Here is a 20,184-nt window from a genome sequence, read left to right on the forward strand (position 1 = left end):
AACGAATCTCTTGGTGGACTCTCGGCGCTATGCGATCACGGACGCGACTCGCCGCGCCCAGACAACCCGGGGAAGTCTAGCACGCCTGCGGAGTCGCGCCGGGATCAAGCCCGACCGGCTTCGGTGGGCTCTGCGGGCTTATCCCCGAGCCGCCTTTTCCTCATGCCCCGAGAGGCCGAAGCGCCGGTCGAGTTCGTTCAGGACGTCGTCGGGCGTAAGTCCCTGTTGGGCCAGCAGGACCAGGCAATGAAACCAGAGGTCGGCCATTTCGTAGACGATTTGCGGCTTGTCTCCGCCCTTGGCGGCGATCACCGTTTCGGTCGCCTCCTCGCCGACCTTCTTGAGTATGGTATCCAGTCCTTTGGCATAAAGGCTGGCCACGTAGGACGACTGGGGGTCCTGGGATTTGCGCTGCTCAAGCACCTCGGCCAGGCGGCTCAACACGTCGGTCTGCGTCATCGGTAGATGGTCTCGGGGGATTTGAGGACGGGATCGACGGTTTCCCACTGCCCGTCGCGCAGGATGCGGAAAAAGCAATGATGACGGCCGGTATGGCAGGCGATGCCGCCGGCCTGTTCGACCTTGAGCAGGATCACGTCCTCGTCGCAATCCAGGCGGATCTCCCGCACTTTTTGCCGATGCCCGGACTCCTCGCCCTTGCGCCAGAGCTTGTTGCGCGAGCGCGACCAGTACACCGCATAGCCTTCCTCGGCGGTCAGCGCCAAAGACTCCCTGTTCATCCAGGCGAACATCAGGATTGTGCCGGTGTCCGCTTCCTGGGCGATCACCGGCACCAGCCCATCGGCCGTCCAGCGGATCTCGTCCAGCCAGCTCACAAGCGCACCTCGATGCCGCGGGCGGCCAGGTATTCCTTGGCTTCGCGTATGCTGTATTCGGCGAAATGAAAGATGCTGGCCGCTAATACCGCATCGGCCTTGCCTTCGAGGATGCCGTCGGCCAGATGCTGCAGATTGCCGACCCCACCGGAGGCGATGACCGGCACGCTGACCGCCTCGCTCAGGGCGCGCGTCAGGGCCAGGTCGAAACCGGATTTGGTGCCGTCGCGGTCCATGCTGGTGAGCAGGATTTCGCCGGCGCCGTAATCCACCATCTTGCGCGCCCAGTCGACCGCGTTCAGTCCCGTCGGCTTGCGCCCGCCATGGGTGAAGATTTCCCAATGGTCGCCGACCTGCTTGGCGTCGATGGCGACGACGATGCATTGCGAGCCGAATTTTTCCGCCGCCTCGCGCACGAATTCCGGGTTAAATACCGCCGCCGTGTTGATGCTGACTTTGTCGGCCCCGGCGTTGAGCATGCGGCGGATGTCTTCCAGGGTGCGGATGCCGCCGCCCACCGTCAAGGGAATGAAGACCTCGCCGGCAACCTGTTCGACCACGTGCACCATGGTCTCGCGGTTGTCCGAACTGGCCGTGATGTCGAGAAAGGTCAGTTCGTCCGCGCCTTCGCGGTCGTAGCGGCGGGCGATTTCGACCGGATCGCCGGCATCGCGGATTTCGACGAATTTGACGCCCTTGACGACGCGGCCATTGTCCACGTCCAGGCAGGGAATGATGCGTTTCGCGAGCATCCTAGAAATTTTCCGCCAGCTTGCGGCCTTCGGCGAAATCCAGCGTGCCTTCGTAGATGGCGCGGCCGGTGATGGCACCCATGACGCCGTCGCTCACGATCTCGCCCAGGGCGCGGATGTCGTCCAGATTGGTGATGCCGCCCGAAGCGATCACCGGGATCTGGATCGCCCGCGCCAAGCGAGCCGTGGCTTCGATGTTGACGCCGCCCATCATGCCGTCGCGGCTGATGTCGGTATAAATGATGGCTTCCACGCCGTCGTCCTCGAACTTCTGCGCCAGGTCGATCACGTCGTGGTGCGAGAGCTTGGACCAGCCGTCGATGGCGACCTTACCGTCCTTCGCGTCCAAACCGACGATGATGTGATTGGGGAACTCGGCCGCCACGTCGCTGACGAAATGCGGCGCGCTGACCGCCTTTGTGCCGATGATGACGAAGTCCACCCCGGCGTTGAGATAGGCCTGGATGGTGTCCTCGTCGCGGATACCGCCGCCGACCTGTATCTGTATGTCCGGATAAGTTACGCGTATGGCGTGAATCACCTCGCCGTTGCGGGGCACACCGGCAAAAGCGCCGTCCAGATCGACCAAGTGCAAGCGCTTCGCGCCCTCGGCCACCCAGCGGCCGGCGACGGCCACCGGATCGTCGGAAAACACCGTATCGTCTTCCATGCGCCCCTGCCGCAAACGGACACACTTGCCATCTTTCAGGTCGATAGCAGGTATCAAAAGCATGCTCGTATCCTCGTAACTCTCGGTTTAATTGGACGAAAGGCGTTGACCGCCCGGCTCCCACGCCAGGAAGTTCGCCAGCAGCCTCAGACCGGCGGCTTGGCTCTTCTCCGGGTGAAACTGGACCGCGAACACGTTGTCGCGCGCCAAGGCGGCGGCGAAGGGCGCGGGATAATCGCTGGTGGCGGCGACCAGGCTTTCCTCGGCAGGCCGCGCGTAGTAGCTGTGCACGAAATAAAAACGGCTGTCCTGGGGAATTCCGGACCAGATCGGGTGATCGCCGGCCTGATGGACGCGGTTCCATCCCATGTGAGGAATCTTCAGGGGTGTGCCGTCGGCATCCACCAGGTCGTCCGCAAAGCGGACCACCCGGCCGGGCATCAATCCCAGGCAGGGCGTCTCGTTATTCTCTTCGCTGCTTTCGAGCAGCGCCTGCATGCCGAGACAAATGCCCAGCAGAGGCTTGCTCGCCGCCAGTTCGTGCAGCACGGGCACCAGATCCCGTTCGGTCAGGGCCACCATGCAGTCACGGATGGCACCGACACCGGGGAACACCACCCGGTCGGCGGCGCACAGCGCGGCCGGATCGGCCGTCACGTTGACGAAGGTACCGGGGCTGGCGTGCTGCAGCGCTTTGGCGATGGAATGGAGATTACCCATTCCGTAATCGATGACGGCCACCGAGGACATAGGGACGGAACCAGAGTTAAGAGGTGTGGAAAACCTTAAAGCACGCCCTTGGTGGACGGGGTGATGTCGGCCATGCGTTCGTCCCGTTCGAGCGCCGCGCGCAAGGCCCGGCCGAACGCCTTGAATATCGTTTCGGCGACGTGGTGGGCGTTGACGCCTTTCAGGTTGTCGATATGCAGACTGACCTTGGCATGGTTCACGAAACCGCGGAAAAACTCCAGCAGCAGATCCACGTCGAAATCGCCGATGCGCGCGCGCGGGAAGGTGACACCGTAGTCCAGCCCGGGCCGGCCGGAAAAATCGATCACCACCCGCGTCAAGGCTTCGTCCAGCGGAACATAGGCGTGGCCGTAGCGGCGGATGCCTTTCTTGTCGCCCACGGCCTGATCGAAGGCCTGGCCCAAGGCGATGCCGACGTCCTCCACGGTGTGATGAGCGTCGATGTGCAGATCGCCCTTCGCCTGGATATCGAGATCGATCAGGCCGTGGCGGGCAATCTGGTCGAGCATGTGTTCGAGGAAGGGAACCCCGGTGTCGAAGCGGCCAGTGCCGCGCCCATCCAGATTGATTCGGACCTGAATCTGGGTCTCCAGGGTATTGCGCTCCACGTGAGCGGTGCGTGCGGACATGTAACCGAATTTCCGATGGGGGGAATAAGGAGGTTCAAGTTCTATGATAATCGCTTGCCGGACATTGATAAACCCTCGCGCCAGCGGCGCCCCGCCGGCGGGTTATCGCGCCTCGCCGCAAGCTCGGCTAAAATCGCCGGACCGAGTTTCCGCGCCGGATCGGCGATTTCTTAATTTTTCCAATTCATTTGGGGTATGTACTCATGAGCACATCGCCTGACCGCCTGCAATCAGAACGCACCAAACACCCCATCAAGACAGATACCGGGCCGCGGCGCAAACCGACCGCCTTGCGCGGCTTGATCTGGATCTCGCTGTGGTTGGGTCTGATCGCCGCCATCGCGTCCTACCCCGAGCTCATCACGAACTATCTCCTGCACGGTATCGAGATCACGCTCGAAGTGGCCGAGCAATCGCTGGACGTCGGCTACGAGATGATAGGCTTGAGCCACGCCGTCGCGCCCATCGCCACGGCCTACACCGGTCTGGTCATCGGACTCGCGCTGCTCTATTTCCTGATCCGTAAAGCCATGATCTGGTATCGGGCGGCCAGTCAGGCCATCACCGACTACAAGGCCTTGTACACCGAACTGACACGGAACTGGTGGACGAAACTGAAGCAAAAAGCGCTGGCATGGTGGGACACACTGGACTGGATGCACCGCATCGCGGTGATCGTTTTTCTGGTGCTCGTGGGCATACCCTTGGCGCTACTGCTGTCCTTCGTTCTGGGTGGCGCCGTCACCGCGCTTTTCCTGTAAAAAGACGGAAACTTACGCCAGCGGAGAATGTCAGATTGAATGTTCCTCCCTTTTTCGGAAGCTCCGAGAGTTATCTAAGCCCGTCGCAAGACGGGCTTTTTTTTGGCCGGGTTTTCCGGCTGGAATGAAGACACCCGATTTCTTGCGGCTCGTGTCGACTTGGTCGGCCCCGACCAGACCCCAGCCACGCGGGGACGAACCGCCGCACAACTAGGCCTGATTGTTGCGATTTCGGCGGTTTAGGCCTATGTTGTGCGCGTTTACGCGCCGGGCCGCCGAGTATTGCCGTGGCGGCCGCTTGCGGCGGAAGCATGCATCACGACCACAACAATAAAACTTGGAAGGGGAAATGCCATGACCGAACTGCTTTTCGGCCTGACCGTGCTGTTCATCGGCTATGTGATCTATGAAGTTTTCAAGACGGTATCCACGGGCGGTACACCCGCTCCGGCCGCGGAGGTCCCTCCCCCCGCCGAAGTGGCTGCAGTCGTAGCCGCGCCCGCCCCCGAAGCAGTCCCTCCCACCGAGCCGACGGCATCCCCGGCGGCCGAGAAAGGGCCGTTATTGCGCAATCCCGCGGATGGCGAAACCTCACCGGCACCGCGAAACTACCGCTTCGCCAAGAAATGGATCAAGGAGGCTCTGGTCGCCGAAGGTCTGCTTCCCAAGGTCTACAAGAATTCCGAATTGACGGTGAACGTGTCCGAAAAGGTCAAAGCCGCATTGGACGCTTTCAAGGCGCTGGAAAAATACCAGGCTTAGGATACATCCCGGATGGTGAGGTAGGGGCGAACGCGAGGACGCCGAATCCCATCGGCCGCATGAGTCGACTCGCTCCGCTTCGTCCTGCCGGGCTTAATACCGAATATATTTTCCGTCCGATGGTCCCGTTCGACTCCGTACCGGCTGTCGACGCGCTACGGGCGGGAACGATCATCAGACCGTAATTCTCGCGGGTGGCATTGCCATGCACCCCTTCGGCGCGCCGCCTGCTCGGACGCCTAGCCCTGCCGCCGCGAGCCGCTTCACCCGCCGCTTGCAGACTCACACACCGTTTTGGCGCCACCTTGTCGCCTTTTAAGATGATTTAATCCGGCTTCAATCCCATCGCGATACGACATGAATCTTCACGAATATCAGGCCAAGAATTTGTTTTCCCGCTACGGCATCGCCGTACCCCGCGGTTTGCCGGCTTTCAGCCGCCAGGAAGCCTTTGAAGCAACCCACGCCCTGGGCGGCGAGCGCTGGGTCGTCAAGGCGCAAATCCACGCCGGCGGACGCGGCAAGGCCGGCGGCGTCGCCCTGGTGGACAGCGCCGACGCCGCCGCGGCCGAGGCCGACCGCCTGCTCGGCGCGAAACTGGCGACCTACCAGACCGGCGGAGCAGGTCTGCCGGTGGATTGCGTGCTGGTGGAAGAAGTGCATCCCATCGCCCGTGAACTGTATTTGAGCTGCCTGGTCGACCGTGCCAGCGAGCGCGTGGTGTTCATGGCGTCCGCCGCGGGCGGCGTCGACATCGAAGAGGTCGCGGCGCAGACCCCCGAGCGTATCCTCAGCTGCAAGGTCGATCCGGCCGCCGGATTGCAGGGCTACCAGTGCCGCGAATTCGCCTTCGGTCTGGGACTGGAAGGCGCGCAAGTCCAGGCGCTGACGGCCATCATGCAGGGCGTGTACCGATTGTTTCTGGACAAGGACGCCAGCCAGATCGAGATCAATCCGCTCATCGTCACCGGAGAGGGCCGGCTGCTGGCCCTGGACGCCAAGATCAACCTGGACGACAACGCCCTCTACGCCCATCCCGACCTGGCCGAGCTGCGCGATGCCGCCCAGGAAGACCCCAAGGAGCATGCCGCCCATCAGCACGGGCTGAACTACATCACCCTGGGCGGCAACATCGGCTGCATGGTCAACGGCGCCGGCCTGGCGATGGCGACCATGGACCTGGTTCAGCTGCACGGCGGCCAGCCGGCCAACTTCCTCGACGTGGGCGGCGGCGCGACGCAGGAGAAAGTGGCCGAGGCCTTCAAGCTCATCCTGTCCGACGCCGGTATACGCGCCGTGCTGGTCAACATCTTCGGCGGCATCGTGCGCTGCGATCTGATCGCCGAGGGCATCATCGCCGCGGTGAAGGAAGTCGGCGTGCAGGTGCCGGTGGTCGTCCGCCTGGAAGGCACCAACGCGCCGGAAGGCCGCAAGCGGCTGGCCGATTCCGGCCTGGCCATCATCCCGGCCGAAGACCTGGACGAGGCGGCGAAGAAGGCGGTGGAGGCGGCAGCATGAGCATACTCGTCGACAAGAGCACCCAGCTGATCTGCCAGGGGTTTACCGGCAAGCAGGCCACCTTCCATTCCCGCCAATGCCTGGATTACGGCACCCAACTGGTGGGCGGCGTCACGCCGGGCCGCGGCGGGCAGACCCATCTCGATCTGCCGGTATTCGATACGGTGAAGCAGGCGGTCACCCAGACCGGCGCCACGGCCAGCATGATCTACGTGCCCCCGGCCTTCGCCGCCGACGCCATCCTGGAAGCGGCCGATGCCGGAATCGAACTGATCGTCTGCATCACCGAAGGCATCCCGGTCCTGCACATGCTCAGGGTGAAGGCGGCGCTGAAGTCCACCGGCGCCCGCCTGATCGGTCCGAATTGCCCCGGCATCATCACCCCCGGCGAGTGCAAGATAGGCATCATGCCGGGTTTCATCCACCAGCCCGGCAGCATAGGCGTGGTCTCGCGCTCCGGCACCCTCACCTATGAGGCGGTGCACCAGACCACGCGCGCCGGACTGGGCCAGAGCACCTGCGTCGGCATAGGCGGCGATCCCATACACGGCCTGGACTTCATCGAGGTACTGGAATTGTTCGAGCAGGATCCGCAGACGCGAGGCATCATCCTGGTCGGTGAGATCGGCGGCAGTGCCGAGGAAGAAGCCGCGGAGTACATCAAGGCCCACGTCAGCAAGCCCGTGGTCGGCTACATCGCCGGATCCACCGCCCCGCCCGGCAAACGCATGGGCCATGCCGGCGCCATCGTCAGCGGCGGCAAGGGCACGGCGGCGGGCAAATTCGCGGCCTTGAAAGCGGCCGGGGTCAGCATCGTGGACAGCCCGGCCAAGATGGGCCAGGCCATGCTGGAAAGGCTGGGCGGTTGAGCGTGACGCTGCGCATCGCCATCGCCCAGATCGACCTGCTGGTCGGTGATATCGCCGGTAATGCCCGCAAGGTGGCCGACACGGCTCGCCGCGCCCGCGACGAACTCAAGGCTCACGCAGTCGTTTTTCCCGAGCTGACCCTGACCGGCTATCCGCCCGAAGACCTGCTGTTCAAGCCGCACTTCATCGAGCGGGTCGATCAGGCGCTGACCGAACTGGCCGAGGCTGCCGTGGGCATCACTCTGGTCGTCGGCTATCCGGAGCGCGACAAGGGCGCTTTGTACAACAGTGCCGCGGTGTTGAGAGACGGCGCGATCGAGCGCGTCTACCGCAAGCAGGCCTTGCCCAACTACGGGGTGTTCGACGAGAAACGCTATTTCCAGGCCGGAGATAAGTCCTGCGTCTTCGAACTGGAAGGCGTGCCGGTCGGGATCACGATCTGCGAGGACGTCTGGCTGCCCGGCGCGGTGGAACAATCCGCGCAGGCCGGCGCCCGCCTGGTCCTCAACCTCAACGCCTCCCCCTTCCACGCGCGCAAGACCGTGGAACGCGAACACGCGGTGCGGGCACGCGTCGAGGCGGCCGGCGTACCCCTGGTCTACGTCAACCTGGTCGGCGGCCAGGACGAACTGGTATTCGACGGGGCCTCTTTCGTGATGAACGCGCGTGGCGAAATCACTTCCCGACTGCCGGAGTTCGAGGAAGCGCTTACGGTCGTCGAATTTGTGCGCGAGGGCGACACGCTGGTGCCGGCTCCCGGCCCCCTGGTCGAGCCGGCGGATGAGGTCGCAAGCGTCTATCGGGCATTGGTTCTCGGCATACGCGACTACGCCGGCAAGAACGGCTTCCAGGGCGCGGTGTTAGGGCTGTCCGGCGGGGTCGATTCGGCCCTCACCCTGGCTTTGGCCGTCGACGCCCTGGGGGCCGACAAGGTCGAAGGCGTGCTGATGCCCTCGCGCTATACCGCCGACATGAGCGTGGAGGACGCCCGACTGGAGGCCGAAGCGCTGGGCGTGGTGCACCATCTCATCCCCATAGAGCCGGCCTTCCAGGCCTTCACAGGCTTGCTGGACGAGGTATTCGCCGGTTTGCCGAAAGACACGACCGAAGAGAACCTCCAGGCGCGCTGCCGCGGGGTGATCCTGATGGCCTTGTCCAACAAGAAACGCAAGATACTGCTGACCACCGGCAACAAGAGCGAGATGAGCGTGGGCTACGCGACCCTGTACGGCGACATGGCGGGCGGCTTCGCGCCGCTCAAGGACGTGCCCAAGCTGCTGGTCTACAAGCTGTGCGAGTGGCGTAACCGGCTGTCACCGGTGATACCGCAACGGGTGCTGGATCGCCCGCCGTCGGCGGAACTGGCACCGGATCAGAAGGACGAGGACTCGCTGCCGCCTTATGCGGTGCTCGATCCCATCCTGGAGCGTTATGTGGAGTTGGATCAGTCGGTGGAGGAAATCATCGCGGCCGGGTTTTCCGAAACCGATGTGCTGCGCGTCGCGCGCCTGGTCGACCTGAACGAATACAAACGGCGCCAAGCGCCGCCGGGCATCAAGATCAGCCGCCGCGCATTCGGCCGCGACCGGCGTTATCCCATCACCAGCGGATTCAAATCCGGCCCGGCCCGCTAGGGGCGTTTATCCGGCCAGTGCCTCGCTGGTTCAGCGCAGGCGGTGGGGGCGGGAACCCCGAGTTTCCAGCCGAGGACACCCGGCCGGAAACTCGCCTGGCGCTTTCAGAAACGTCGTGGACCCGCGCTACGCCGGGGACCACCGTTCCCGCCACCGCCTTCCGTGCGGGGACGCGCTTCGTTCACGCGTATGTTGCGGCCCTTGAGCGCGACGCCATCCAGTTGCTTGATGGCCGCCTCGCCGTTGGCCTGATTCGGCATCTCGACGAAGCCGAAGCCCTTGGACTGCCCCGTGAACTTGTCGGTGAGGACGTTGGCGGAGGTCACCTCGCCGAACTGTTCGAAGGCCTTGCGCAACTCATCGCTGGTGACTTGATAAGAAAGATTCCCTACATAGATATTCATCGAAAAACCCTGCTCTCTACTCGGCGTGCCATTTGCCTGAACACATCAATCACTCGATCAATGGCACTGAGATCAAGAGCTGACGATACCGCTTCGTCTGGAAGATCAAAGCTGTATTCGAATTAGGGTTTTTCGTCCATAGCGTGACTATCGCGTCAGGCACGAGCGGCCTATCCCAAATTAAGGTCTGGGAGGCATAACTAACCCGGCCATAATCTCCCTGTCAACCTTTTTTATGCGGGAATTTGTCTCAGCAGGTTGTCGATGCCCTCGCGTTTCGGTATCCCGGTGCGAGCTCCGGTGGCCGCGCAGCACAAAGCGCCCGCCGCGCTGGCGTGACGCAGAACGTCCGGCCAATCCATCCGCACGGCCAAGGCCGCGGCAAAGATCCCGTGGAATACGTCGCCGGCGCCGGTGGTATCCACGGCGTGGATCGGAAACGCCGGCAAGGCACCCCGCTTTTCCCCACGCCGCCAAATCAGACCGCGCTCGCCCAAGGTGATGACCGCCGCCGGTGCATGAGCGGCCAAATGGTCCAGCGCGGCCGGTTCGTCGTCCCGTCCGAGACATTGTCGGGCGAATTTTTCCGACGCGACCAGATAGTCCACTTCCGTCATCAGTGCGCGTGTTCCTTCGTGCAGCGAGCCGGCGTCCAGCACCGTGGCGATGCCTTCGGCCCGGGCGCGCCGGGCCAGCGGAAGGGAAATCGCCGGTTCGTGGCCATCGAAGAGGATGACCTTGGGCCGGCAGCGGGAGAAATCGATGGCGCCGGCGGCCAGATGTCGGGTAGCACCCTTGTAGTTGACCAAGGCGCGGGAGCCGTCGGGCTTGACCAGGACGACGGACAAGGGCGTCGGGGTTTCATCCCGAGCCAGCCAGTCGGTGAGCACCCCGGCTTCCCGCAGTTCCTGGAAATGACGCTCGCCGTAGAGATCGAGCCCGAGATGGCCCGCGAAAGCCGCTTGCAGGCCGAAACGCGCGACGGCAACGGCGGCGTTGGCCGCCGGTCCGCCGCCGCAAGCCAGAAAGGCGTCGGCGAACAGTTTCTCGTCAGCGGAAGGATGATGGGGAACGGAAAAGATCAGGTCGTAGGACGCATGGCCTACGCACAACACGTCCAGGGGGGGCATGGGGACGGATCAGCGGTCGAATCCTAGGAAGTCCCAGACCTTTTCGGCCGCCGTCGGCTCCTGCAGCAAGCCGGCCGAAGGCGCTCCCTGAGCATAATTGAGCGCGTAGACCCTGGCCGTATCGTCGGCGAGTTCGGTGAGTTCCAGCTTGCGATAGGCCTCCTCCAGAATTTTCAATGCCTGGGGCACGGCCTGAGTGCGCTGATAGCGCTGCAGCACTTCCTTGCAACGGTTGGCGGCAGCCACGTAACCGCCGCGACGCATGTAAAAATCCGCGACGTGCACCTCGTACATCGCCAGGTTGTTGCGCAGGGCGGTCACGCGCTGCCGGCTGTCTTCCGCGTAGGGGCCGTTCGGGTAGCGCGTCAGCAGGTCGCTGAAATCGCGCAAGGCGTCGCGCGCCGAACCGGGATCGCGCTGAGAGGAGTCGGTCGGCATGAAGCGGTCGACGAAGCTGATGCCGCGGTTGTAATTGATCAAACCCTTGAGATAATACGCGTAGTCGACCCGCGGATGGGTGGGATTCAGCTTGATGAAACGGTCAACCGCCGCCAGCGCGGAGTCGGGGTCGCTGTTCTTGTAATAGGCGTAGGCGATGTCGATCTGGGCCTGAGTCGCGTAATTGCCGAAGGGATAGCGCGCTTCCAGCTTCTCGTAAAGCTTGATGGCTTTTTCATAGTTTTTCGAGGTCAGGGACTGCTTGGCCTCGCTGTAAAGCTGCTCCGCGGACCAGTCGGCATACTCTTCCTCCGCCTCCTTGGTCGTGGAACATCCGGCCAGCGCGGCAGCACCCAGCAAGGCGGCGATCAGGAGCAAACGAGGAAGAGTCACGGCAAATCGAATAGCAGACATAAGGGGTAATGGCCGAGTATCGCTGGTGCCCGGAGTATACCCCGATTCCCGCACCGCCCATAGACGGCCGCGCCCGCCCTCCCCAACCCAGCAAGTAATCATTACGTGGAAACCGAAATACTCACGGCGGAAATCCCTCCCGAATTGGCCGGCCAGCGGCTCGATCAGGCCTTGGCAGAAATTTTTCCCGACTTTTCCCGCAGCAAGCTGCAAGCCTGGATCAAGGCGGGGCTGGCGCGGGTGGACGGCGCCGTCTCCAGCTCCAAGCACAAGGTCTTCGGCGGCGAACAAGTGGAACTGCACGCGGAACTCGAAGAACTGGGCGACGCGGAAGCACAGGACATCCCGCTGACCGTGGTCTACGAGGACGAAGCCATCCTCATCGTCGACAAGCCCGCCGGACTGGTGGTGCACCCGGCCGCCGGCCATCCCGACGGCACCTTGCAGAACGCCTTGCTGCATCATGCCCCCCAACTGGCGACGGTGCCCCGCGCCGGCATCGTGCACCGGATCGACAAGGACACCAGCGGGCTGCTGATGGTGGCGAAGACCCTGCGCGCGCACAAGTCCCTGGTCGACCAGTTACAGGAACGCAGTATCCACCGGGAATACCTGGCGCTGGCGCAGGGCTATCTCACCGCCGGCGGCACGGTGGACGCTCCGATCGGCCGGCATCCTCGCGACCGCAAACGCTACGCCGTGCGCGAGGACGGCAAGGAAGCCGTCACCCACTACCGCATCGCCGAGCGCCTGCCCGGCCATACGCTGCTGCGCGTCAAGCTGGAAACCGGCCGCACCCACCAGATTCGCGTACACATGGCCTATCTGCATCATCCGCTGCTGGGCGATCCGGTCTACGGCGGGCGGCTGAAAACCCTGCCGGGCGGCAACGAAGCGCTGGCCGCGGCATTGCGCGCATTCAAGCGCCAAGGCTTGCACGCCGAAACCCTGGGCCTCGAACACCCGGACAGCGGCGAGTGGCTGGAATGGCAATCCGACCTGCCGGCCGACATGGCCGAGCTGCTGGACGCATTGCGGGCGGCGGCATGAGGAAAGCCGCAAGGATGCGACCGGGCAGGCCCCAGCGCTTGGCGATCATGATGATGACCTTGGCCCTGGCACTCGCATCCTGCGAAGATCCATCCGACGATCCCCCGGCGCCCGTCGCCGAAGCGACGAAATACGTCGACGCTATCGTTTCCCGCATCAAGGGCAACGACCCTGACGCCGAGGAATATGCCGAAGCCCGGAAAATTCATGTCCTCGACGTCGATGGCGACGGCGTGAAAGATGTCGTCGCGTTCTTCACGGTCGAAGGTTTCGACGGCGGCAACAACTACCACTTCTATCTGTCAGTTCTGCGCGGCCGGCCGGGCTCGCTGGCCGAAGCCGGCACGCTGAAAATCGGCGGAAAAGGCTGGCGGCACATCGATTTCGACCGGCTCGGCCTGGAAGGAGGCCGTCTGATCGTGCAAACCAGCGAATACGAACAGGGCGATCCCCTATGCTGTCCCAGCCGAACAGGCCGGGCACGGTTCAAGATCGACGACCACGGACTCAAAGAAGTGACGAATACGCCTTAGCCCCGGCAAGTAACCCAGGAGCACGAAAGCGTGACTACAGAAAACCATCCGCCACTCGGCTCCCCCGGCTGGATAGTTCCCGACTGGCCCGCTCCCGCCCATGTCCGCGCGGCCAGCAGCCTGCGAAAGGGCGGCGCAAGCCGGGGTGAATTCGCCGGCCTCAACCTGGGCACCCACGTCGGCGATGATCCCGAGCGCGTAGCAAGCAACCGTAAGCTGCTTTCCCAGGCCCTCGATCTGCCGGCCGAGCCCCTCTGGCTCAACCAGGTGCACGGAACCACCGCCGTGCGAGCGGACGCCCCTGCAACGGTAATCGCCGACGCATCCTGGACCGACCGGCCCGCCACGGTCTGCGCCGTGATGACGGCCGATTGCCTGCCTATCCTGCTCTGCGACCGCCGGGGCGAGCGCATCGCCGCGGTCCACGCCGGCTGGCGTGGGCTGGCTGACGGCGTGGTGGAAGCCACGGTGGACGCGCTGGGCACGACCGATCTCCTCGCCTGGCTGGGCCCGGCCATAGGCTCCGACGCCTTCGAAGTCGGCGACGAGGTGCGCCGGACTTTCATCGATCGGCTGGGGGAGTGCGAGCACGCCTTCAGGCCCCATGCGGACAAGTGGAAAGCCGACTTGTACACGCTGGCCCGGTTGGTTCTGGGCGGGCTCGGTATCGACGATATCCATGGCGGCGGACACTGCACCTACGGCGACCCGGACCGCTTCTATTCCTACCGCCGCGACGGACGCACCGGCCGCATGGCCACCCTGATCTGGAAATACTGAGGTTCGTACGAAAAATCTTGCGATCGGCAAAAAACGTGAGTAGGCTTATTTCGTATTACCCGCCAGCGACCCAGGAATCACTCATGGACCTTTTCATTAGAACGATAGTGTTTTTAGCATCCATGTTGGCTGCGACCGTCGCACAGGCGACCGCTCCAACACCCGACCCCCTGACTTTTAGCCTGCTTGCGCCCACGCCGGTTGCCAACAGCCTCTTCGTCCTGACGGGCGCCAACGGTGACCCGCTCAGCATCAAATACTGGGGAGTTCCCAACGCCAGCAGCATCTGGTACAGCACAAACGCCAACGGCAACACCAGCCAAGCTCCCAGTGCGCTGGAAACGATCGTCCAAGACCTGTTCGGCAAGGACGTAGCCCAAAGCGAACACGTCGACAGCCTGGGCGGCGGCAGTTCAGCCTCTTTTACCAGCACGACGCCCTACAGCATCCTGGCCGTGCATTTCGGCAAGCATGAGCTCGTACTCGACTTCGGCCAAATAATCGCGACAGGCTCGATTTTCAATATCAGCACCTCCGGACAAGCCGCGGGGCTCAGCAACTTCCGCACTTACCTTGATCCCACGGCGCCTGAAAGCATCAGCGGCGTTCCGGTACCGATGGCGATTTGGCTGTTCGGCTCGGGCCTGGCCGGCTTGCTTGCCTTCAGCCGCCGCAAAGCCAGCTAAGCAATCAACCACGAGCGGCAGACTGCCGCTGCGCGGCGTCTGCCAACCCTGGCTAGGCATAAAACGCCTTACTCCTGCCGAGTAGGGCGTTTTTGTCCTTGTCTCGATGTGCTGCGCCTCGGTTGTGCGGTTGTGAGCGGACGCAAAAGCCCGTAAGATTCCTTTCACGCATAGGCTTGGCATCCCGAGCCGCCGCGAGCGTAGTTCAATGGTAGAACTCCAGGTTCCCATCCTGGTAGTGAGGGTTCGATTCCCTTCGCTCGCTCCACTTTCTGCCGTGTACCCCTGCCAAGGTCCGGGGCCGGGGAGAAGCTTTTTTACCCGCTACGTACTCTGCCCTATAATCCCCGTTTTCAATTTCGGCCATTTGCCGCAATCATCAAGGTCAGCCAGTGAGCAGGAACTACTTCTTTACTTCAGAATCCGTATCCGAAGGTCATCCGGACAAGGTATCCGACCAGATCTCCGACGCCATCCTCGACGCCATCCTCGAACAGGACAAACATTCGCGCGTCGCGGCCGAAACGCTGTGCAACACGGGACTGGTGGTGCTGGCGGGTGAAATCACGACCAATGCCAACGTCGATTACATCAACGTCGCGCGCGAAACCATCAAGCGCATCGGCTACGACAACACCGAATACGGCATCGACTACAAGGGCTGCGCGGTACTGGTGGCTTACGACAAGCAGTCGCCCGACATCGCACAGGGCGTCAACAAGGCCTACGACGACGATTTGGACCAAGGTGCCGGCGACCAGGGCCTGATGTTCGGCTACGCCTGCGACGAAACCGACACGCTGTTCCCGCTGCCGATCTATCTGTCCCACCGCCTGGTCGAGCGCCAGTCGCAACTGCGCCGCAGCACTCTGCCCTGGCTGCGTCCGGACGCCAAGTCCCAGGTCACCATCCGCTACGTGGACGGCAAGCCCGATTCCATCGACACCGTGGTGCTGTCCACCCAGCACTCGCCGGACATCGAACTGCCGCAGATCCGCGAGGCAGTGATCGAAGAAATCATCAAGCCGGTGCTGCCCAAGGAACTGATCAAGGGCGAGATCAAATACCTGGTCAACCCGACCGGACGCTTCGTGGTCGGCGGCCCGCAGGGCGACTGCGGCCTGACCGGCCGCAAGATCATCGTCGACACCTACGGCGGCGCCGCCCCGCACGGCGGCGGCGCGTTCTCCGGCAAGGATCCGTCCAAGGTCGACCGTTCCGCCGCTTACGCCGGCCGTTACGTGGCCAAGAACATCGTCGCCGCCGGCCTGGCTTCGCGCTGCCTGATCCAGGTGTCCTACGCCATCGGCGTCGCGCAGCCGACCAGCGTCATGGTGGAAACCTACGGCACCGGCAAGATCTCCGACGAGAAGATCACCGACCTGGTCCTGAAGCACTTCGACCTGCGTCCGAAAGGCATCGTCAACTCGCTGGACCTGCTGCGTCCGATCTACCAGAAGACCGCCGCCTACGGCCACTTCGGCCGCGAAGAGCCGGAGTTCACCTGGGAGAAGACCGACAAGGCCGCAGCCTTGAAGGCCGACGCCGGACTGTAATTTTTACGCAGAGGGGCCGGCGTGATATCGTCGGCCCCCACAGTTTTTACCCGACCGAGGAGCGCTGCGACGGGACCACCCGCCAGGCTCGGCCAGGGGCTACGATTTCAACGGCGCTCGATTCACCCACCTGGCAGTGGCGGTGTATCGAGCTTCGTGCCCGCATTGCATAGGTGGATTGCAACCTAAAGGAGCATGAAACCATGACCGCTGTTAATTCTACCGACTACAAGGTCGCCGACCTTTCCCTCGCCGACTGGGGCCGCAAGGAAATCCGCATCGCGGAGACCGAGATGCCCGGCCTGATCGCCATCCGCGAGGAGTATGCCGCCAGCCAACCGCTGAAAGGCGCGCGTATCACCGGCTCGCTGCACATGACCATCCAGACCGCGGTGTTGATCGAGACGCTGACCGCGCTGGGCGCCGAGGTGCGCTGGGCCTCCTGCAACATCTTCTCCACCCAGGACCACGCCGCCGCCGCCATCGCCGCCGACGGCATCCCGGTATTCGCCGTCAAGGGCGAATCGCTGGATGAGTACTGGGATTACACCCACCGCATCTTCGACTGGCCGGACGGCGGCTACTCGAACATGATCCTGGACGACGGCGGCGACGCCACCCTGCTGCTGCATCTGGGCGCCCGCGCCGAAAAGGACATCTCCGTGCTGGCCAAGCCGGGCTCGGAAGAAGAGACCATCCTGTTCGCCGCCATCAAGGCCAAGCTCGCTGTCGATCCGACCTGGTATTCCGTGCGTCTGGCGGCCGTCAAGGGCGTCACCGAGGAAACCACCACCGGCGTGCACCGTTTGTATCAGATGCACGAGCGCGGCGAGCTGAAGTTCCCGGCGATCAACGTCAACGACTCGGTCACCAAATCCAAGTTCGACAATCTGTACGGCTGCCGCGAATCCCTGGTGGACGGCATCAAGCGCGCCACCGACGTGATGGTCGCCGGCAAGATCGCCCTGGTGGCCGGCTACGGCGACGTAGGCAAGGGCTCGGCCCAGGCTCTGCGCGCGCTTTCCGCCCAGGTCTGGGTCACCGAGATCGACCCGATCTGCGCCCTCCAGGCCGCGATGGAAGGCTACCGCGTGGTCACCCTGGATTACGCCGCCGACAAGGCCGACATCTTCGTCACCGCCACCGGCAACTACCACGTCATCACCCACGACCACCTGGCCAAGATGAAGGACCAGGCCATCGTCTGCAACATCGGCCACTTCGACAACGAGATCGACGTCGCCAGCATCGAAGGCTACCAGTGGGAAGAGATCAAGCCGCAGGTCGACCACGTCATCTTCCCGGACGGCAAGCGCATCATCCTGCTGGCCAAGGGCCGGTTGGTGAACCTGGGCTGCGCCACCGGCCATCCGTCCTATGTGATGAGCTCTTCTTTCGCCAACCAGACCATCGCCCAGATCGAGCTGTACACCCGGACGGCGGACTACCCGGTCGGTGTCTACACCCTGCCCAAGCACCTGGACGAAAAGGTCGCCCGTTTGCAGCTCAGAAAGCTCAACGCCCAGCTGACCGAACTGACCGATGCGCAGGCCGCCTACATCGGGGTGCCCAAGGAAGGCCCCTACAAGTCCGAGCATTACCGCTACTAAGCCGGACACGCCCTGAGGGCCCGACAAGGATGTTCGAATAACAAAAGGCCGCCGTTCACTCGCGGCCTTTTTTCGCATCGATCATCCCTGAAAATGGAAGAGATCTATGGATACCCAAAAACACTATCCACCGGTTTTCAGCTTCGAGTTCTTCCCGCCCAAGAGCGACGAGGCGGCCGCCAAGCTGCGCGAGACCACGAGCCAACTCGCCGTACTGAAGCCACGCTTCTGCTCGGTCACCTTCGGCGCCGGCGGATCGACGCGGGAGCGAACCTTCGAAACCGTCGTCGAGATCCAGGAGACCACCGGCATCGAAGGGGCACCGCACATTTCCTGCATCGCCTCGACCAAGGCCAACATCCGCGAAGTGCTGCAAGCCTATCAATCGCGCGGCATCCGCCACATCGTGGCGCTGCGAGGCGACATGCCTTCCGGCATGCTATCGGCCGGCGAGTTCCGCTACGCCAACGAATTGGTGGAATTCATCCGCGCCGAAACCGGCGACCATTTCCATATCGAGGTCGCCGCCTACCCCGAGACGCACCCGCAGGCGCCGAACTACGCGGCCGACCTGCGCAATTTCAAGCGCAAGGTGGAGGCCGGCGCCAATGCCGCCATCACCCAATATTTCTACAACGCCGAAGCCTATTTCCGCTTCGTCGACGACTGCGAAAAACTGGGACTGGCCCTGCCCATCGTGCCGGGCATCATGCCCATCACCAATTACTCCCAGCTCGCGCGTTTCTCGGAAGCGTGCGGCGCCGACATCCCCCGCTGGATGCGCAAGCGCCTGGAACAATACGGCGACGACCGCAAGGCCATCCGCGCCTTCGGCCTGGAAGTGGTGAGCGATTTATGCCGGCGGCTGCTGGAAGGCGGCGCGCCGGGCCTGCATTTCTATACCCTGAACCAAGCCGAGGCGACCTTGGGCATCTGGCGGAATCTGGGGCTGGGGATGCCTGCGTAAGCGGGCGTGAATGGCGGCCCGCAGCGGGCATCCTGCATAATGGCCGGGTCGATCATCCTGATGGGAAAACCGGTAGGACGCCGACAGATTTGCGTTTACGCATCACTCTAACAAACAGCGAGATAAACACATGAGGAACAAGTTGTTATTGGCCGTCATCGCAAGCGCCGCGAGCGTCGCGGCAGTGGCCGGCCCCATCGAGGATCAGATCCGCTTCCGCCAATCGACCTTCACGTTCATCGCCTGGAACTGCGCCAAGATCAAGAGCCAGACGATCGATCATCCGGAAACCTTCAACAAGGACCAGGTCTCCGCCGCCGCGCACGCCGTCGCCGCCGCCGCGAACTCCGGTCTGGGTGGGCTGTTCGGCCCCGGCACCGACAAGGGCACCGGCTGGAAGCCGACCCGCCTGAAATCCGAGTTCTTCCAGCAAACGGATGACGCCAAGAACGTCGGCGTCGCCTTCATCACCGAAGCCAATGCGCTGGCCGCCGCCGCCGATACCGGCAATATCGACGCGATCAAGGCGCAGTTCGCCAAGACCGGGGAAGCCTGCAAGGGCTGTCACGACAAGTTCCGCGCCAAGGAGCAATAAAGCCTGGAAGAGCGGTCCGGACGCCGGCAGGGCGCCCGGACCGCTCGCGCAAGGTCGAGCCCGGCGCCTCAGTCGTAGCTGGGCTCGATATCCGTATAGAAAGTATTGTCCTCGCCGCCCGCGTACAGCGCGATGCGGATGACCTGGGCGGCGAAGGAAGCGGCCTGGGCCGGCGACAAGACCGGGCGCGTCCCGTCGGCATCGGCCGCCATGAACTTGTCGGCGACCGGCAGGATTTTTTCTTCGAACACGCCTTCCGGCAGGGGAATCAGACTGCCCGACGATATGTGGAAGTCGTCCAACGGCAGCACCATTCCCGCCAGCACCACGCCGGGCGTACCGGTTGCCGCCAGTCCGAGATCCATCAAATCCAGGCTATCCCCCCGTAACAAATCGTGCAGCCGCGCACCTTGGTTCGGCTCGATCTCGACGACGCGAAATACCGAATACCGCGATTGCTGCATGGCCTGGAGCAGGGTGGCCGCGTCGGAACCGGGCTCGGGCGGCGATTGCTCCAGATACCGCTCGATCACCGTTTTGCCGCCACGGCGGTAATGGTGGATGGCATAGTCGAACAGGATGGCGATTTCGTCGTCGTTGTTCAGTATCAAATTCCCGGCTTTGTAGATGCCCAGCTTCTTGCCGCACTCACCGATCGCGGTCTTGGGAACCTGCTTGGCCAAGACCGCATTCAGTTCACGGCCGGCCTTGCGCAATTGCTGATAACGCCCCGCACGTTCGGATCTGCGCGGATTTTTCCTGAAAAAAGGGAACCACTTCATGACGTTGCAGGCTGTGTGAATTGACGGGAAAACGGACCCTCGTCCCTGAGGGGCATGG

General features: G+C 63.2%; 23 protein-coding genes, 1 tRNA gene and 1 riboswitch. Of the genes, 14 read left to right on the forward strand and 10 right to left on the reverse strand.

Features of this window, described 5'->3' with window-relative positions; genetic code table 11:
* Nucleotides 1–138: 138 nt before the first annotated feature.
* From JWZ97_RS13760 to hisB, 6 genes are read right to left on the reverse strand one after another with little or no spacing between them, the layout of a single operon-like run.
* Nucleotides 139–459 (reverse strand): phosphoribosyl-ATP diphosphatase, encoded by a 321-nt coding sequence (locus JWZ97_RS13760; protein WP_205430239.1) that lies wholly within the window; start codon nt 457–459, stop codon nt 139–141.
* Nucleotides 456–836 carry a phosphoribosyl-AMP cyclohydrolase gene (hisI, locus tag JWZ97_RS13765; RefSeq protein ID WP_371822512.1) on the reverse strand — a complete coding sequence of 127 codons (381 nt, stop codon included), beginning with the start codon at nt 834–836 and terminating at the stop codon, nt 456–458. The genes JWZ97_RS13760 and hisI overlap by 4 nt, the downstream gene beginning before the upstream one ends.
* Entirely contained in the window at nt 833–1,588 is a 756-nt protein-coding gene (gene hisF, locus JWZ97_RS13770) for an imidazole glycerol phosphate synthase subunit HisF (RefSeq protein ID WP_205430241.1), read from the reverse strand. The genes hisI and hisF overlap by 4 nt, the downstream gene beginning before the upstream one ends.
* Before the next feature lies 1 nt (nt 1,589).
* Nucleotides 1,590–2,321, reverse strand: coding sequence for a 1-(5-phosphoribosyl)-5-[(5-phosphoribosylamino)methylideneamino]imidazole-4-carboxamide isomerase (hisA, locus tag JWZ97_RS13775; protein WP_205430243.1), 732 nt, complete (start codon nt 2,319–2,321; stop codon nt 1,590–1,592).
* Between the two features lie 24 nt (nt 2,322–2,345).
* Complete coding sequence (gene hisH / locus JWZ97_RS13780) at nt 2,346–3,008, reverse strand: imidazole glycerol phosphate synthase subunit HisH (protein WP_205430245.1); 663 nt, start codon at nt 3,006–3,008, stop codon at nt 2,346–2,348.
* 35 nt (nt 3,009–3,043) lie between these two features.
* Complete coding sequence (gene hisB, locus JWZ97_RS13785) at nt 3,044–3,637, reverse strand: imidazoleglycerol-phosphate dehydratase HisB (protein ID WP_205430247.1); 594 nt, start codon at nt 3,635–3,637, stop codon at nt 3,044–3,046.
* A gap of 203 nt (nt 3,638–3,840) precedes the next feature.
* On the opposite strand from hisB, the gene JWZ97_RS13790 reads away from it, so the two are divergent.
* The 5 genes from JWZ97_RS13790 (at nt 3,841) to JWZ97_RS13810 (ending at nt 9,181) form a co-directional block, all read left to right on the forward strand.
* Complete coding sequence (locus JWZ97_RS13790) at nt 3,841–4,398, forward strand: hypothetical protein (RefSeq protein ID WP_205430249.1); 558 nt, start codon at nt 3,841–3,843, stop codon at nt 4,396–4,398.
* 354 nt (nt 4,399–4,752) lie between these two features.
* Complete coding sequence (locus tag JWZ97_RS13795; RefSeq protein ID WP_205430251.1) at nt 4,753–5,160, forward strand: hypothetical protein; 408 nt, start codon at nt 4,753–4,755, stop codon at nt 5,158–5,160.
* Between the two features lie 357 nt (nt 5,161–5,517).
* A complete protein-coding gene (sucC, locus tag JWZ97_RS13800) occupies nt 5,518–6,678 on the forward strand; it encodes an ADP-forming succinate--CoA ligase subunit beta (protein ID WP_205430259.1) in 1,161 nt (386 codons plus the stop codon).
* Complete coding sequence (gene sucD / locus JWZ97_RS13805) at nt 6,675–7,547, forward strand: succinate--CoA ligase subunit alpha (protein ID WP_205430267.1); 873 nt, start codon at nt 6,675–6,677, stop codon at nt 7,545–7,547. The genes sucC and sucD overlap by 4 nt, the downstream gene beginning before the upstream one ends.
* Nucleotides 7,548–7,549: 2 nt before the next feature.
* A complete protein-coding gene (locus JWZ97_RS13810) occupies nt 7,550–9,181 on the forward strand; it encodes an NAD+ synthase (RefSeq protein WP_205434674.1) in 1,632 nt (543 codons plus the stop codon).
* A gap of 104 nt (nt 9,182–9,285) precedes the next feature.
* On the opposite strand, the gene JWZ97_RS13815 is transcribed toward JWZ97_RS13810, so the two are convergent.
* The 3 genes from JWZ97_RS13815 to JWZ97_RS13825 form a co-directional block, all read right to left on the reverse strand.
* On the reverse strand, nt 9,286–9,585 hold the full coding sequence (locus JWZ97_RS13815; protein WP_205430269.1) for an RNA-binding protein: 300 nt from the start codon (nt 9,583–9,585) through the stop codon (nt 9,286–9,288).
* Nucleotides 9,586–9,818: 233 nt separating this feature from the next.
* Complete coding sequence (locus JWZ97_RS13820) at nt 9,819–10,715, reverse strand: carbohydrate kinase family protein (protein ID WP_205430271.1); 897 nt, start codon at nt 10,713–10,715, stop codon at nt 9,819–9,821.
* Nucleotides 10,716–10,724: 9 nt separating this feature from the next.
* Nucleotides 10,725–11,567 carry an outer membrane protein assembly factor BamD gene (locus JWZ97_RS13825; protein ID WP_205430273.1) on the reverse strand — a complete coding sequence of 281 codons (843 nt, stop codon included), beginning with the start codon at nt 11,565–11,567 and terminating at the stop codon, nt 10,725–10,727.
* A 105-nt stretch (nt 11,568–11,672) separates the two neighbouring features.
* On the opposite strand from JWZ97_RS13825, the gene rluD reads away from it, so the two are divergent.
* The 9 genes from rluD to JWZ97_RS13870 all read left to right on the forward strand — a co-directional run bounded on the left by rluD (nt 11,673) and on the right by JWZ97_RS13870 (nt 19,344).
* Nucleotides 11,673–12,617: a 23S rRNA pseudouridine(1911/1915/1917) synthase RluD gene (gene rluD, locus JWZ97_RS13830; protein WP_205430275.1), complete on the forward strand. Its 945-nt coding sequence runs from the start codon at nt 11,673–11,675 to the stop codon at nt 12,615–12,617.
* Between the two features lie 14 nt (nt 12,618–12,631).
* Complete coding sequence (locus tag JWZ97_RS13835; protein WP_205430277.1) at nt 12,632–13,150, forward strand: hypothetical protein; 519 nt, start codon at nt 12,632–12,634, stop codon at nt 13,148–13,150.
* Between the two features lie 30 nt (nt 13,151–13,180).
* Nucleotides 13,181–13,930 (forward strand): peptidoglycan editing factor PgeF, encoded by a 750-nt coding sequence (pgeF, locus tag JWZ97_RS13840; RefSeq protein WP_205430287.1) that lies wholly within the window; start codon nt 13,181–13,183, stop codon nt 13,928–13,930.
* An 83-nt stretch (nt 13,931–14,013) separates the two neighbouring features.
* Nucleotides 14,014–14,616, forward strand: coding sequence for a hypothetical protein (locus JWZ97_RS13845; protein WP_205430289.1), 603 nt, complete (start codon nt 14,014–14,016; stop codon nt 14,614–14,616).
* 194 nt (nt 14,617–14,810) lie between these two features.
* A tRNA-Gly gene (locus JWZ97_RS13850) sits at nt 14,811–14,884 on the forward strand.
* A 124-nt stretch (nt 14,885–15,008) separates the two neighbouring features.
* Nucleotides 15,009–16,172, forward strand: a complete 1,164-nt coding sequence (metK, locus tag JWZ97_RS13855; protein WP_205430291.1) for a methionine adenosyltransferase — start codon at nt 15,009–15,011, stop codon at nt 16,170–16,172.
* A gap of 50 nt (nt 16,173–16,222) precedes the next feature.
* A riboswitch (S-adenosyl-L-homocysteine riboswitch) is annotated at nt 16,223–16,298 on the forward strand.
* A 77-nt stretch (nt 16,299–16,375) separates the two neighbouring features.
* Nucleotides 16,376–17,782 carry an adenosylhomocysteinase gene (gene ahcY / locus JWZ97_RS13860; protein ID WP_205430293.1) on the forward strand — a complete coding sequence of 469 codons (1,407 nt, stop codon included), beginning with the start codon at nt 16,376–16,378 and terminating at the stop codon, nt 17,780–17,782.
* Between the two features lie 106 nt (nt 17,783–17,888).
* Nucleotides 17,889–18,749, forward strand: a complete 861-nt coding sequence (gene metF, locus JWZ97_RS13865) for a methylenetetrahydrofolate reductase [NAD(P)H] (protein WP_205430295.1) — start codon at nt 17,889–17,891, stop codon at nt 18,747–18,749.
* Nucleotides 18,750–18,879: 130 nt separating this feature from the next.
* The gene (locus JWZ97_RS13870; protein ID WP_205430297.1) at nt 18,880–19,344 is read left to right on the forward strand and encodes a cytochrome c; all 465 of its coding nucleotides are present in this window, start codon (nt 18,880–18,882) and stop codon (nt 19,342–19,344) included.
* Nucleotides 19,345–19,412: 68 nt separating this feature from the next.
* On the opposite strand, the gene JWZ97_RS13875 is transcribed toward JWZ97_RS13870, so the two are convergent.
* Nucleotides 19,413–20,126, reverse strand: coding sequence for a hypothetical protein (locus tag JWZ97_RS13875; protein WP_205430299.1), 714 nt, complete (start codon nt 20,124–20,126; stop codon nt 19,413–19,415).
* Nucleotides 20,127–20,184 lie beyond the last annotated feature (58 nt).

Origin of the sequence: Methylococcus sp. EFPC2, assembly GCF_016925495.1 — a bacterium.
In the GTDB taxonomy this organism is placed as follows: domain Bacteria; phylum Pseudomonadota; class Gammaproteobacteria; order Methylococcales; family Methylococcaceae; genus EFPC2.